At 42.5% G+C, this 15,060-nt stretch carries 9 protein-coding genes and 2 pseudogenes; 5 read left to right on the forward strand and 6 right to left on the reverse strand.

The genetic code is table 11. From position 1 onward, the window contains the following. Positions 1 to 84: 84 nt before the first annotated feature. The 3 genes and pseudogenes from NI455_RS01325 to NI455_RS01335 all read right to left on the reverse strand — a co-directional run. Positions 85 to 1,218 (reverse strand): annotated as a pseudogene (locus NI455_RS01325) (carotenoid oxygenase family protein); the annotation flags it as partial. Between the two features lie 147 nt (positions 1,219 to 1,365). After that, on the reverse strand, positions 1,366 to 1,683 hold the full coding sequence (locus tag NI455_RS01330) for a YqfO family protein (RefSeq protein WP_253112048.1): 318 nt from the start codon (positions 1,681 to 1,683) through the stop codon (positions 1,366 to 1,368). A 17-nt stretch (positions 1,684 to 1,700) separates the two neighbouring features. Then, positions 1,701 to 2,581 (reverse strand): annotated as a pseudogene (locus NI455_RS01335) (LysR substrate-binding domain-containing protein). Positions 2,582 to 2,751: 170 nt separating this feature from the next. Between NI455_RS01335 and NI455_RS01340 the strand changes: the two are divergent. Next, positions 2,752 to 4,494 (forward strand): FAD-dependent monooxygenase, encoded by a 1,743-nt coding sequence (locus NI455_RS01340; RefSeq protein ID WP_253112050.1) that lies wholly within the window; start codon positions 2,752 to 2,754, stop codon positions 4,492 to 4,494. 42 nt (positions 4,495 to 4,536) lie between these two features. Here NI455_RS01340 and NI455_RS15470 read toward each other — a convergent pair whose 3' ends face one another. The 3 genes from NI455_RS15470 to purL all read right to left on the reverse strand — a co-directional run bounded on the left by NI455_RS15470 (position 4,537) and on the right by purL (position 9,646). Then, entirely contained in the window at positions 4,537 to 4,662 is a 126-nt protein-coding gene (locus NI455_RS15470) for a KGW motif small protein (protein WP_290446990.1), read from the reverse strand. 286 nt (positions 4,663 to 4,948) lie between these two features. Beyond that, complete coding sequence (locus NI455_RS01345; RefSeq protein ID WP_253112051.1) at positions 4,949 to 5,692, reverse strand: abortive infection family protein; 744 nt, start codon at positions 5,690 to 5,692, stop codon at positions 4,949 to 4,951. Between the two features lie 120 nt (positions 5,693 to 5,812). Further along, positions 5,813 to 9,646, reverse strand: a complete 3,834-nt coding sequence (gene purL / locus NI455_RS01350) for a phosphoribosylformylglycinamidine synthase (protein ID WP_253112053.1) — start codon at positions 9,644 to 9,646, stop codon at positions 5,813 to 5,815. 1,303 nt (positions 9,647 to 10,949) lie between these two features. On the opposite strand from purL, the gene NI455_RS01355 reads away from it, so the two are divergent. The 4 genes from NI455_RS01355 to ruvA all read left to right on the forward strand — a co-directional run bounded on the left by NI455_RS01355 (position 10,950) and on the right by ruvA (position 14,986). Beyond that, positions 10,950 to 12,587, forward strand: a complete 1,638-nt coding sequence (locus tag NI455_RS01355) for a sodium:solute symporter family transporter (RefSeq protein ID WP_253112055.1) — start codon at positions 10,950 to 10,952, stop codon at positions 12,585 to 12,587. Positions 12,588 to 12,598: 11 nt separating this feature from the next. Then, positions 12,599 to 12,730, forward strand: coding sequence for a putative transporter small subunit (locus tag NI455_RS01360; protein WP_004645659.1), 132 nt, complete (start codon positions 12,599 to 12,601; stop codon positions 12,728 to 12,730). A 195-nt stretch (positions 12,731 to 12,925) separates the two neighbouring features. Next, positions 12,926 to 14,266: a deoxyguanosinetriphosphate triphosphohydrolase gene (locus NI455_RS01365; protein ID WP_005103835.1), complete on the forward strand. Its 1,341-nt coding sequence runs from the start codon at positions 12,926 to 12,928 to the stop codon at positions 14,264 to 14,266. A gap of 117 nt (positions 14,267 to 14,383) precedes the next feature. Continuing rightward, positions 14,384 to 14,986 (forward strand): Holliday junction branch migration protein RuvA, encoded by a 603-nt coding sequence (gene ruvA / locus NI455_RS01370; RefSeq protein WP_005106411.1) that lies wholly within the window; start codon positions 14,384 to 14,386, stop codon positions 14,984 to 14,986. Positions 14,987 to 15,060: the final 74 nt, after the last annotated feature.

Raw genomic sequence — 15,060 nt, forward strand, 5'->3', positions numbered from 1 at the left:
GAAATTATCAAAGTTCTGTTGCTTTAGCCTGTATATTTTTATGGCTACCTTTATAGGGTTAATTATGAACAGTAAATGTCAACAGACCCTATAGATATAACGATACTGTCGTCCAATAAATGCTTCATTAATCCGTGGAAATTCCTGCTTGATATTTGATAATACGGTACGTGTCACTTTTCCCGTTCCTTGTTCAAAAATAAAGCGCTCTAGTCGTATATCCTGATCTTCGATCGGTCCCTGAATTGAACGGATCAATGCTTTGGAGTGCACTACCGCATCCATCACTATATCGCCAGTATTCAGATCATAGGCATTCACGGTATAAAAAATAAAACAGGCATCAATCTCATACCAGCGCATGTCAGTGACTTTGCCACCAAAAGGTAATACACCTATACGTGCCTGCCGTTTTGGATTCCATTGATAAGGCAGCATTGAACCTTTTAAAGCACTGCGAACCGAGAAATTCACATTCAGATCCATAATCAGCACCTGAGATTTGGTAATGGCACAATCATGAATCATCGGTCCATGTTTCACTGGAATCTCGACCTGGTGTTTCAATTTACCGTGCGAATCTATATGCAGATAAAAAACTTTATTTTGGCTCAAGACATCATAGCAAACTGCATGAATATCCCCTGTTTCGGGATCAACATGCGGATGAGCTGTGAATGGCAAATCCTCTTCATTTTCAAAAAGATGATGTCGTTCGGATTCCAGCTTACTATTGACTTCAACTGGATAAGCACCCGCTTCAACTAAAGCCCAGATTTTTCCGGCAAAGTTAATAATATTGGTATTCACGGCATCAGCAACACCTCGTGTTTTGCCTGGAATCAGTGGTCGGTGAAGTTTCTTCTGCACGCTGGCAGCTCCGACGTAGCTGCTCTTATACCAATGTGCCTTACCGCCTTTCAGTTTCAAGGCATGAATCATGCCATCGCCAGTGAACCAATGATAATTTCTGGGATTTTTGACCAGAATTGGATTTGGGCCAATCCGCATTAGTGCACCATCGAGTTCTACCGGAATCTGTCCTTCTACCATGAGTTGAGTAGAGAAATGCTCCTGCCGTTGCGGGGCAAATATACTATCCAGATAAGGATTATCATTGGAATAGAGAATACGACTATGCAGAATTTCTGCACTGTATTGAATGGATTTACTAAGCGTATTTTTGAGCATTCTGCTCAGCGGTTTTGGCCACTGCATTGTTATTTTCCTTATTGTATTTTTTATCTGGAGTGCTAGGGCAAATTTTATAATAACAAAAGCAGTTTGACTGTTTTTTAAATGTAGACTGACGGCGCGCCAGGATGAACACGCCGTAATGAATATGATATGAATAATACTTTGAGTTTAGACTTTGATATACAGCAGCTGGATAAACTCAAAAGCTGGCTCTTCATAAGGATGGCTTTCTTTTAAGGCTTTAGCGACCTCGACTGCCTTTTCATGTGGCACCAGAATTTCTACCCGCCATTCCTCTACCTGTTCCATTTTACCGACTTCACCAATATGAGGATCTGCACCTTCTTGCGGCTTAAACTGTCCGGTTCCTAAAACCTGCCAAGCGCAATTGCTATATTCCCCAATGCCACCGCCTCCTGCTGCAAAGACTGCATTTTTAGTGTCTTCCAGATTTTCGTCCGGTACGTAATAAATCAGCTTTAACATATATTCTTTCCTGAAATTCAGATATTTATTGTATTTTTAAGGGCTTGGGTAATTATCTTCAATGCAGGATTTTGAGAATTCTTGTTAAATGTTGCATACAAGCCCAGTTTTGGCAGTGCCTGATCAGTCTGGACAATTTTTACATGCTCATTCAAAAAACGCAGTAAATATTCGGGCGCAAAACTAAAGCCCATTCCCATATTGGTCAGATTGATGTGTTGCAAAACATTGGTCACCCACAACAGCTGCTCATGTTCGAGTTGATCAATGCAGAGCAGTTTATCCAGCTTCTCATAAAATACGGGCGAAGCATTCTGCTCGCACATAATCATATTGTGATTTTTCAGTTCCTGTAATTTCAGGATTCGATCTGTAGGATGTAAATGCTGAGCGGCAACCAGATAAATTTGCTCGGTTAATAAATGAATATTGTCAAAATCTGGATGATCGAGATGAAAACGGGTAATACATAAATCCAGTTCAGCATTTTTTAGCCGCTGAATCTGTTCCATACAGGTCAGGCTATGCAGATGTATTTTCAAGTCCGGCATGGTTTTTTAAGCTGTGCCAGAATCTGAGGCATCACTTTGATTTCTGCCACGTTTAGAAAGCCAATATGAATCTGGTTATTTTTCTGCTGTGCAACCTGACGTGCTGCTGCCACCGCCAGCTTGGCATTTTCCAGTGCTTTTTCGGCATAGACCTGAAAAGCCCGTCCTTCATCGGTGAGTTTGACTTTTCTGGATGAACGATCAAACAGGACAACGCCTACTTCCTGTTCCAGATCCTTAATTTGCTGGCTTAATGACGGCTGGGCAGTAAACAGCTTTTCGGCGGCCTTGGTAAAACTTTGTTGCTGCGCCACGGTGATAAAATAGCGTAAATGTCGAAGTTCCATAGCCTGCCCGGTTTCTGATCAGGTCAGCATCTTAAGATTATGACCCACGTATTGCAAATAAGAATAGGTCGATAGTTTATATGAATATCGCTATATCAACAGATCCTGTTTTACTAGACTGCCTGATCATATAGATAGCTTGTTCTTCACGCATATACATGGAGTCTTGTATGACACAACACTATGACACTGATGTTCTGATCATTGGTACCGGTCCTGCAGGTTCAACATTAGGTCTGGCCTTAGCCAATTATGGCATCAAGGTACAACTGTTTACCCAGTTTAGCTGGCTGGCCAATAGTCCGCGTGCGCATATTACCAATCAGCGTGCCATGGAAGTATTACGTGATCTTGGTGTTGAAGAACAGGTCAAAGAGATCGCTACACCTTGGGAGCAAATGGGTGAAAGCCTGATTACCACCAGCCTGGTCGGCGAAGAAATCGCCCGCATGAGTGCCTGGGGTACGGGAGATGAACGTCATGGCGATTACATCAAAGGCAGCCCATGTCCTTTAGTTGATTTGATCCAACCCAAAATGGAAGCTTTACTGGTGAAGAATGCCGGTGAACGTGGTGCAATTTATAACTTCAATACTGAATACCTGTCACATGTGCGAGATGAAGATGGCGTGACTGCGACCTTCCTGAATCGCATTACCAATACTGAATTTAGCTTAAGAGCAAAATATCTGGTGGGTATGGATGGTGCTAAATCTCGTGTATTGGAACAGCTTGATTTACCTCTTGAAGGTGTCATGGCACGTGCCGGTACAGTGTATGTGACCTTTAAAGCTGATTTGACTAAATATGTACAGCACCGTCCTGCGATTCTGCAATGGATCGTGAATCCTGAAGCCAGCTTTGGCGATCTCGGTATGGGATTGTTACGTGCCATTACGCCATGGCATGAATGGATTATGGGTTGGGGCTTTGACGTTTCCAAAGGCGAACCACAAGTGACTGAAGAACAGGTACGTGCCCGCCTGAATGCCTTTGTCGGTGCAAAAGTTGAAGAAGTCGAAATCCAGAAATTGTCGTACTGGTATGTGAACCAGACCTGGGCAACTGAATATTCTAAAGGTCGCGTATTCTGCGGTGGTGATGCGGTACACCGTCATCCACCATCGAGTGGCCTAGGTTCAAATACCTGCATGCAGGATGCCTTTAACCTAGGCTGGAAACTAGCATACGCGGTAAAAGGCTGGGCTGCACCTTCCCTGCTGGATTCCTATACGACTGAGCGTGCACCGGTCGGCAAGCAAATTGTGGCGCGAGCGAATCAATCACGTTTTGATTATAAATACCTGAAAGAAGTCTTTGGTTTTGACAATGGTGTGACTACACAAAAACAAATGCTGGAACGTATTTTTTCGGAAGATGAGCAAGGTGCTGAAATCCGCCAGAAATTGTTCAAAGCATTAGCAGTAAAAAATTATGAGTTTAATGCGCAAGGTATAGAGTTAAATCAGCGCTATACCTCCAATGCAGTCATTAGCGAAGCTGAGCCTGAAAGATTTGAGCGTGATCAGCAGCTTTATCTGCAAGCAACAACACGTCCGGGTGCTAAAGTGCCACATACCTGGCTGGTTAATACCAATGGTCAAAAGCAGTCGACACTGGATATTACGGGTAAAGGTCGTTTTACCCTGCTCACAGGTTTATCCGGTAAAGGCTGGAAACAGGCGGCAGAAGCATTGGATTTGCCATATCTGGATGTGACTCAGATTGGTTCACGTGACTATCGTGATGTGTATGGAACCTGGAATGCCAAGTCTGAAATTCATGAATCTGGTGCAGTACTGGTTTGTCCGGATGGTTATGTGCCTTGGCGTTATCAGGACAGTACCAATAAAGCTTTTGATTATGAAAATACGTTAAAGGCGGTATTGAAGCAGGTTCAATTGGTTATTTAAATTATAAAGCCACCTTAATGGTGGCTTTCTTAAAGCTGATGATCAAGAACCCTGCAGCAAGTAACTGCCCACAACGAACAATATTTGTAGTCCTAGAACAATACAAAACAACATCCAGCCTTTCTGACGCATTGCCGCCTTATCCATTATTCTAAGTGTTTTAGCCATGTCATCACCTCATCTTTGAGAATTGATACTGAACCGATCTATTCCATCTTTCTTTTATAGTGCAATAAAGTTGTGCATAAAACATACCATAGCACTTTATATACAATATAAAAGCAAAATCTAAACCAACTCAGCAGGAAGAAAAAAAATTAAAAAATCAGAATGCTTAAAAAGCAAAAATCCACCAAATTGGTGGTTGAATAATCCTATGTTAGTGAATTTATTTTAATTTTTCCATACAGTAAAATTAAGATACTATTTAAAAACAATATTTATAATAAAAAATTCATTCACCTTGTTTTAATTTCCAAGATGAGAATAAAAACACGGACATTGTACCAGCCAAATTCACTGCTAATTCTGCATGTCTTGGAGAAGGTTTAAAGTTTATTTTACCTTGCCCATGAGCATCACCCACTTTATTTCTCAATGATCCTAAACCTTCAATGATGGAACTACATCCTCCGAGAATTTGTTTGAAAGTCTGCTCCGTATGTTGAGATGGAGCAAGGTTTAATTCTTTACTCACCAATCTATACAGTTGATTTATATCTGGAGCATTGCCATAACCGACTTCGTATTCATCAAGAATATATTTGCAGGTCGATTCTAAAAGTGTTCGAGCTAATGTAATCGCACCTTCGGGATCTGTACTTCTTCGCTCTAATGCTTTCTGCCATATTTGATGTATATAATCCGAGCTTAATTCAGCAATCTTCAACTGTACTACCTGATCCAATGGAGGAACATCTAGACTTTCTAATACATTAAAGAATTCTTTAAATTCCGAATAAATATAATTTTCACGTTCAGCGTAAGATTCAAAATCCCACTTAATCCTAGCTTCAAATTCATCTAATGTGCGTGTGTCTTTAATAAAAAATGGAATATATTCATAAAAGTTTTTAAATGTCAGTAACTCTTGTCTAAGCTGCATAAATGCCTCTGCAGAACTTTTTTCATAAGTATCAGTAGCTCTAGCTATTAGCAATTCTTGTAAAAGTAAAACTTTTTCAATTAAATCGGACATTTGAGGACTCTTTATTCATTTTTTAATCTTTTTCAATTCTATATCTAATCACCTATAAATCTATAATTTGCTTATTAAAAAAGCCCCTTTCGGGGCTTTTTTAATTCTTGATTATATCAATTAGCCAATAAATTTACGTGCATTACGGAACATACGTAACCAAGCACCGTCTTGATCCCAGTCTTCTGGTTTCCAGGAATGCTGGAGCGCGCGGAAGTTACGTTCAGGGTGCGGCATCATAATCGTTGCACGGCCATCCTGAGAGGTTACACCGGTAATACCTTCCGGTGAACCATTCGGGTTCAACGGATATTGTTCAGTTGCATTGCCATGGCTGTCGACATAACGTAGAACCACCTGATTCGATGCATTCAGTGCAGCAAAGTTTTCCGCCGTTGCAACTGCACGACCTTCACCATGCGCCACAGCGATCGGCAGAATCGAACCTTGCATGTCTTGTAACAATACTGAATTCGATTTTTCCACACGAACGTTCACTGCTCGCGCTTCAAATACTTCAGACGTATTGCGATGGAAACGTGGCCAAGCATCCGCACCCGGAATTAATGGAGCCAATTGAGACAACATTTGACAACCATTACAGATACCGAGCGAGAAGGTTTCTTGACGGTTGAAGAATTTCTCAAACTGGTCACGCAATTTAGCATTGAACAATACGGATTTCGCCCAGCCCCCACCAGCGCCCATCACGTCACCATACGAGAAGCCACCACACGTTACCAAACCTTCGAAATCATCCAGGCTGATACGACCTGCCAGCAAGTCACTCATGTGGACGTCAACGGTATTGAAACCGACTTTGTCGAAAGCTGCCGCCATTTCAATATGACCATTCACACCCTGCTCACGCAGAATTGCCATATTTGGACGACGCAAGTTAATGAAAGGTGCTTCAATCGCTTCGTTCAAGTCGAATGTTGGTTGGACGATAATACCTTTGTGCGCTTTATCAGTAATTAAGGCAAATTCCTGATCTGCAGTTTGTACGTTGTCACGTAGGCGCTGGATTTGATGAGAAACTTCAGTCCATGCCACTTGCAGGTCAGCACGTTCAAGTACCAGACCATTGATAGACAATTGGTCCGTATTGTTTACACTACCAACCACTGCAATTGCATCTTTAAGCGTAGATGCTGCAACTTCAGCTTGTAGATCTTCCCAGTCTGCTTTGGCAATTTGCAGAACTACACCGATTTCTTCAGCGAACAATGAAGCAACAGATTGATCTTCAAGTGCGACACCAAGACGTGAAGCGAACATCATTTCTGCAACAGTTGCCAATAAACCACCATCACCGATGTCATGATACGCTTTGATTAAGCCACGGTTGTTCCAGTCTTGAACCAATGCGAAGAATGCTTTGAAGTCATCGAAGCTATCCACATCAGGAGTAACTGAACCAATTGCTTTGTATACCTGCGCCAGAATCGAACCGCCTAAACGGAACTGACCTTTAGACAGATCAATACGAACCAATATAGATTCAATATCTTTCAGTTCAGGAGTCAATGTTTGACGCACATCAGTCACTGGCGCAAATGCAGTGATCACGCCCGACATTGGAGAAGTCACAGACTTGTCTTCACCTTCATCATTCCAGGTGGTACGCATAGACAATGAGTCTTTACCGACTGGAATCGCGATACCCAGTGCAGGACACATTTCCATACCGATGGCTTTCACGCCTTCGAACAATGCCTGATCTTCGCCCGGTTGACCCGCAGCAGCCATCCAGTTTGCAGACAATTTGATGTCGCTGATTTTTTCAATCTTCGCAGACATGATGTTCGAGATCGATTCAGCCACCGATAAACGTGCAGAAGCAGCAGGATTTAACAAGGCTACTGGAGGACGCTCACCCATTGCCATCGCTTCACCAGTGTAACCGACAAGACTTGTTGTAGTCACAGCAGCATCTGCGACAGGAACCTGCCAGCGACCTACCATTTGGTCACGTGCGACCATACCGGTAATTGAACGGTCACCAATACTGATCAGGAATGATTTAGAAGCAACAGTCGGGTTTTTAAGAACGCGATAAATCGCATCTTTTAAATCGGTGACTTTAGCCGCATCAAAGTCATCGCCTTTGCGTTCAATCGTTTCATAGGTACGGCTCATACGTGGCGTACCACCAAGCATCACCTGCATTGGCATATCCACTGGTTTGTTGCCGAACAATGGATCTTCAACAGTTAAATGACGTGCTTCAGTCGCCTCACCCAGTACTGCGAACGGACAACGTTCACGTGCACAGATTGACTCAAATAATTCTAAAGAAGATGGACGAATCGCCAATACATAACGCTCTTGCGCTTCATTTGACCAGATCTCCATTGGAGACATGCCAGGTTCTAAAGATGGAATCTTACGAAGATCTAGCACTGCACCTAACTCATGATCATTCACCAGTTCAGGCATAGCATTTGATACACCACCCGCGCCTACATCATGCACCGACACAATTGGGTTGTGGTCTTCCATGCGCCAGCAAGTATCGATCACTTCTTGACAACGGCGTTCCATTTCCGGGTTTTCACGTTGTACCGAAGCAAAATCTAGGTTTTCGCCCAATTTACCGCTATCTACAGAAGATGCAGCACCACCGCCAAGACCGATCAGCATGGCTGGACCACCGAGTACGATTAACAAATCACCCGGTAAAATCGGATCTTTTTCAACGTGATCTGGACGGATATTTCCGTAACCACCCGCGATCATGATTGGCTTATGGAAACCTTTAACATCGCCATTGACGTTTTGTTCAAAAGTACGGAAGTAACCGTTTAAAGCTGGACGACCAAATTCGTTATTGAATGCAGCACCACCCAATGGGCCTTCAATCATGATTTGTAACGGCGATGCCATACGTGATGGTTTGCCGTAGTTTTCTTCCCAAGGCTGTTCAAAGCCTGGAATATTCAGGTTAGATACCGTAAAGCCGGTTAAACCTGCTTTCGGTTTACCACCACGACCGGTCGCGCCTTCATCACGGATTTCACCGCCTGAACCTGTCGCTGCACCGGCAAATGGCGCAATCGCAGTTGGATGGTTGTGGGTTTCCACTTTCATCAGGATGTGAGCAGCTTGGCTCTTGTATTTATAAACCTGATGGCCGTTGTCTTCTTGAGTTGGATAAAAACGCTGGGTATCTGAACCAACAATCACCGAAGCGTTATCCTTATAAGCCGACAATACATCTGTTGGTGATTCTTTATAGGTGTTCTTGATCATCTGGAACAATGATAATGGCTGAACTTCACCATCAATCGTCCATTCCGAACCGAAAATTTTATGACGGCAATGCTCAGAGTTGGCTTGCGCAAACATCATCAGTTCGATGTCATTCGGATTACGACCCAGCGTGATGAAAGCTTCAGTCAGGTAATCAATTTCGTCCATTGACAATGCAAAACCAAACTCGTTGTTGGCTCTTACCAGTGCTTCTTTACCTTCACCCAGAATATCAATCGAGTTCAGTGGTTTTGGCGCCGTTTCCACAAATAATACCGCAGCATCTTCAATCGCATTGAATACGCTTTCGGTCATACGGTCGTGAAGTACTTGCAATGCTTCTTTAGAAAGCTCTTTTACGCCCTTCAAAGTAAATAAAACGCCGCGTTCTAGTCGATGAACCGGCGTATTACAGTTTTTGAAAATGTCCGTCGCTTTAGAGGACCAAGGAGAGATGGTTCCGACGCGCGGTGTGACTAAAATCTGGATTTCATCACTTGCAGCCTGGTGCAATTCAAAAGATTGACCATCGTTGAGAAGCTGTAAAGCTGATTGCTGTTGTTGCTCGCTGAGCGCTTGGTCAAAGAGGTAGACCCATTGACTTTCAATTGATTGAACAGAACTAATTGACGTCAAACGCGATAATAGTTGAGTTTTCTTAAAAGAAGAATGTGCGGGTGCACCGGCAACGATAAACATGCTGATTTTGGCTCCACGGGATGGTCTGAACAACCATGCCACAATGTGACTTGAGAGAGCGCATATTCTACTGTGAAATAAGGAAATCGGCTAGATGCCAAAGCAGAAAACTACGCCTGAAATATCTTGGACTTTTAAAATATTTTGTTTATTTTCAGGCAAGAAAATTGAATGTAGTCGCACAGGTTATCACATTTTTTAAAAGAAAAATCAAAACCGGTTCAGAATAATTTTCTATATAAAAATTGTATTATTTTTCAACAACAATCAGTGCAAAATCAAATTCAGGTTTTATTGTCATAATCTGTCAAAGCTCCGATTTAGGCCAAAATGAAATACTTGATTACAAGATTTCATAAAGTCGTATTTTTGCAGACTGTTTTTAATTATTTTGATTGACTCTTAACTTTGACTTTTAAGATTAGAAAACTGGTTAAAGGTCTTCTGCCGTTCTGCACCACAAGGAACAGTTCTCCGCTCATCTCCTCCATTACAGCACCAGAGGAAAATTACTACCCTCTATGAAAGAATAATTAATACTGAGTGGTATTTTAATCTGACATCATCTGCGGGGGAAAAACCGGACATCCATTCTCACCTTCTAAAAGAATAAAAATAAAGTTTCTTATTTGGGCCTTTTATTTTTTTATATTTGATTTTTATCTTCTCAGATCATAATTAAGCGAAATTTACTCATCTAAAAGACCAAAAAATATATCGACAAAATCCCCCACCATATCCAATATTTTAAAATTTCATCATTTATTCATGAGCTCTATTATGCGTAAAAAACACAATATAAATAGCAAAATACCACTTATATTTATGAGGAAATTTACCAGGAATTATGAGGCTTATATAAAAAAATAATGAAGAAATGATTAATAATAAAATTTTGTTACCTTTTTTATTTAATCCGTATTCTCAGGTTTTATTTAACTCTAAAATTTTAAAATAAATATTTGTAATTAATAGAAAAAATATCAAAAATTTTCTTTTTTATTCAACTAACAGAGCTACAGACTCACATGTCTATATCAGCTAAAAATCTTACCAAATAGACACTTCATCAGTAAATTTGATGATTTTATGTTAAGCTCTAGCCGAATTGCTGAGGAAATGTCCAAATTCTGGGCCTAGCAATGGTTTTTCCTTTCTGCTGTAGAGATGAATATAAATTCTATATTCGGACACTAATTTTTTGATGTTCTATAGCTTCACTGCTCTGTCTATTTTAGAGCCTTAATCTGTCACCAATGATTTAATTTTCAAAAACAAAAGGTGACCCGCTTAAGGAGTATGTATGTTTCAATTCACTAGTACAGCAACTGTACTATTGATGGTGCTTTTCTATGGCATCACCTTTCTACTATCGTTACGTATTAAACAGAAAAATGAAAATGTTGATGGCTACATGGTCTCGAATGGCTCCATCGGATTTGGAATGTCTGCGGCCAGTATGACCGCCACCTGGATCTGGGCCGCCTCGTTTTATGCAGCAGCTTCATCCGGATATACATACGGCGTTTCCGGTGCCCTCCACTATGGTTTATGGGGTGCGCTGATGATTTTATTTATCTATCCCTTTGGTAAGCGCTTTCGTGAACTGGCGCCTAATGCCCACACCCTGGCAGAAATTATGCATGCCCGGCATGGCAACCAAAGCCAGATGATTCTGGCAGGTTCCAATATTGTGGGTAGCGTCATCAGCCTGATGGTGAACTTTACCGCCGCTGGGGCACTGGTTGAAATTTTATCTCCTTTAAGCTTTATCCATGGCGTGCTGATTACCGGTATCGGTGTACTGTCCTATACCCTTTGGTCGGGCTTTCGCTCCTCGGTCTTTACCGATTTCGGTCAGCTGGTAGCGATGATTGTCGCGGCTGTGATCATTATTCCAACCTTATTCTTTACCTTAGGTGGTCCATCCCTGTTTCAAAGCGGGATTCATAACCTGCAACCGGAGCAGCTGGATTTTTTCTCTAAAACAGCCTTCTTGGAACAAGGCGCACCATTTTTTGTTGCCGTATTGGCCTACGCGATTGGTAATCAGACCATTGCCCAGCGCCTGTTTGCAGTCCGTGAAGACCTGATCAAACCAAGTTTTATCACTGCAACCATTGGTTATGCTGCAATTGTCATTGGTCTAGGCATGCTGGGGTTATTGGCACTATTTGCAGGTATTCAGCCCATTGATGGCAACCTGAATAACCTGATTCCGCAAATGGCAGCGACTTATCTTTCTCCATTTATGGTCGCGCTGTTATTCATCATGGTGATTGGAGCATTGTCTTCTACCGCTGACTCGGATCTGTCTGCCCTGTCTGCGATTGTCATGACGGACATTTATGGCAAACAGATTGCGAAAAACCGTCCTGATCCAAAGAAAATGCTGTTTATTGGCCGTATGACCATGATCGTTGCCACCATGCTGGGGATTGTGATTGCCACCTTGAAGTTTGACATTTTGTCGATGCTGATTTTTGTGGGTGCGCTTTGGGGCTCTATTGTATTCCCGGTGATTGTCAGCCTGTATTGGGACAAGGTGAATGCCCGGGCCTTTAACTGGTCAGTGGGCCTCGCATTTTTCAGCTTTCTGATAGTACGTTTTGAATGGCTTCCCATTCAGGGATTGATCGCACTTGGCTTTGAACTCGTTGCGACCCTGGGGATTGGTGTGGTGCTGGGTTTGATGACCTTTGGTTTCTTCGGCAAGAAAGTGGGTCTGGTCGTTGGCATATTGGCCAGTATTGGCTTCATGCCATGGACCATCGGCTTCTTGCGTGAATACGGCACCTTGTTAAGCTCACTGACAGCGTATGGCAGTAGTGCGCTGGTATGTACTGTGTTGACGCTACTCTACAGCAAAGAAAAATTTGATTTTAAGCAAATCAACAAGATGGTGATTGAATTTCACCAGCTATCTGAGAAAAGTAAATAAGGAGATTTCAGATGACAAGTCAATTATTGACCCTATATGTACTTTTTTGGCCATTGGTGGCAAGCCTGGTCTTGTTCACGATTTGCCTGAATGTCTATAAAGACACACAACAGGCCAAGAAAAATGGTGAAGAGCTAATTTGATTCTTCATCCTAAACAAAAAGCAGGCCATTGAGCCTGCTTTTTATTGTTCATTTGATGATTTCGATTTTTAATTCTCAGTCTTTTCCAGCTGACTAAAATAACCATATGCAGCATGACAATTCATGTCGCACTGCCCTAGTGCAGGAGCTAGTTTTTTGGCATGATGCAAATAGTGGATCACTGAATAATGATAAATGACTCAAATGCGTTGGTTAGAACTGCTTTCGACAGTTCGGATTGGTAGTAAAAAGCAGAGCACTGAACTGGCACGCAGCCCGTTTCATAAAGATTATGACCGTATTATTTTTTCGCAAAGCTTCCGGCAATTAAACCGCAAAACCCAAGTCCATCCACTGACCCAGCATGATGGTATTCATACCCGTTTGACCCATTCGCTAGAAGTCTCCTGTATTGGCCGTTCATTGGGTATGCTGGCTGCCGAAAAAATCAAAGATAATTTACCTGCCTGGATTTCTCCGGCTGATGTCGGTGCCATCATTCAGGCTGCCTGTCTGGCACATGATATTGGCAACCCGCCTTTTGGTCATGCCGGTGAATACGCCATTCGGGAATGGTTTGACGATGCTTCTCATACCGACTTTTTAAAAGATTTAAGTCCTGAACAGGAAGCCGATGTCCGCCAGTTTGAAGGCAATGCCCAAGGCCTGCGCCTGCTGACCAAGATCGATTATCATCCTTATGATGGCGGCATGCGCCTGACCTATGCCACACTCGGTGCCTATCTTAAATACCCGTGGCTCTCTGAGGCCATTGACCCGACTGGTAACACCCCGGCCAGTCGACGTCCAAAATTTGGTTGTTACCAGTCTGAAAAAGAGATTTTGCAGGAAATTGCTGAACAGCTAGGATTAATCCAGCTTGGTGAATATCATTATTGTCGTCATCCGCTGACCTATCTTTTAGAAGCTGCGGATGACATCTGCTATGCCCTGATTGATCTGGAAGATGGTATTAGCCTGAATATGCTCAGTTATGCCGAAGTCGAGCCAGTTTTCCTAAACTTGCTGGGAGAATATGGCACACCTGAAGAAATCAATCTGCCTAATACCACCTGGCAACAAAAAATTGCCGCCTTACGTGGTCGGGTCATGAAACGTCTGGTAGATGAAGTCACCACGGCCTTTGCCCGACATCAGCAGGAAATTCTGATGGGCCAATTGCAAGGCTCATTGCTGGGTTATTGTAGTGCCGACATTGAGATTGGCATTAACCGGGCCAAAGAACTGGCGCGAGACAAGATCTTCGAACATCCGCAAAAAGCCGGTCTGGAAATTATCGCGCATCAAAGTTTACAAACGATTCTGGATGCCTTTATTCCACTGACCACACCGCACAAAACCTTGAGCTTTAAGGAACAGCGTTTGATGGCTATTTTAAAACGCTCGGGTGCGCAGTTTAGTGCTGATCATTATGACAACATTATGCAGGTGCTAGATATTGTCTCCAAGTTTTCTGATCACCAGGCTTATAATCTGGCGCAGGAACTGCATGGCAATAAAGCCGGGTTACTCTAATGTGAACGAGCGCCTGATGATAATCTCAGCAAAATCACTGGATTTGAATGATAGAGTTTTGCCTTTATCGAAAATGCTGACTACTATGCCTGTATTAAATTTGAGTATGTATAAAAAATGATTGGATGCCTAATTGGGGAAGTGCTGGCGCTGGAAGCACCGACTGTTTTATTAAATGTAAACGGCGTAGGTTATGAGATTGACACCCCTTTAACCACTTTCTGTCAGTTGCAAAAAGGCCAGAAAATTACCCTGTGGACCCATCTTGCTGTTCGTGAAGATGCCCAGTTACTTTATGGCTTTATCAATACGCAGGAAAAAACCATTTTCCGTACCTTATTAAAGGTGAACGGCGTAGGTCCGAAAATGGCGCTTGGTATTCTTTCAACTTTAAGTGTGGAAATGCTGATCCATACCGTTGAACATGAAGATATCAATACTCTGGTCAAGGTTCCGGGGGTGGGTAAAAAGACTGCAGAACGCCTGATGATTGAATTGCGTGACCGCTTTAAAGCCATGGCTTCAGGTGCTGCACCAAGTAATTCAACTGCACCACAAATTCAGTTTATGGGTAATTCAGCCGTGGCTGAAGCGGAAGCTGCATTACAATCCTTGGGCTATAAGCCTGCTGAAGCACAAAAACTGGTGAATGCCGCCAAAGGCGAATTTACAGAAGCCAGCGATATTATCCGCGCTGCATTAAAGTCGATGAACAAATAGAGATGATATCCAAGTTACAGGATAAAATCTGATACGCGTAAAAGTCATTCGCAACTGTTTGAGGCAGGAGACAT

The organism is Acinetobacter lwoffii (assembly GCF_024129435.1).
GTDB lineage: Bacteria > Pseudomonadota > Gammaproteobacteria > Pseudomonadales > Moraxellaceae > Acinetobacter > Acinetobacter lwoffii_F.

Excerpts from the sequence above, each read along its gene's own strand:
- NI455_RS01360 (WP_004645659.1), top strand. The coding sequence starts at position 12,599 with ATGACAAGTCAATTATTGACCCTATATGTACTTTTTTGGCCATTGGTG.
- purL (WP_253112053.1), bottom strand. The coding sequence starts at position 9,646 with ATGTTTATCGTTGCCGGTGCACCCGCACATTCTTCTTTTAAGAAAACT.
- NI455_RS01345 (WP_253112051.1), bottom strand. The coding sequence starts at position 5,692 with ATGTCCGATTTAATTGAAAAAGTTTTACTTTTACAAGAATTGCTAATA.
- NI455_RS01340 (WP_253112050.1), top strand. The coding sequence starts at position 2,752 with ATGACACAACACTATGACACTGATGTTCTGATCATTGGTACCGGTCCT.
- NI455_RS15470 (WP_290446990.1), bottom strand. The coding sequence starts at position 4,662 with ATGGCTAAAACACTTAGAATAATGGATAAGGCGGCAATGCGTCAGAAA.
- NI455_RS01365 (WP_005103835.1), top strand. The coding sequence starts at position 12,926 with ATGACTCAAATGCGTTGGTTAGAACTGCTTTCGACAGTTCGGATTGGT.
- ruvA (WP_005106411.1), top strand. The coding sequence starts at position 14,384 with ATGATTGGATGCCTAATTGGGGAAGTGCTGGCGCTGGAAGCACCGACT.
- NI455_RS01355 (WP_253112055.1), top strand. The coding sequence starts at position 10,950 with ATGTTTCAATTCACTAGTACAGCAACTGTACTATTGATGGTGCTTTTC.
- NI455_RS01330 (WP_253112048.1), bottom strand. The coding sequence starts at position 1,683 with ATGTTAAAGCTGATTTATTACGTACCGGACGAAAATCTGGAAGACACT.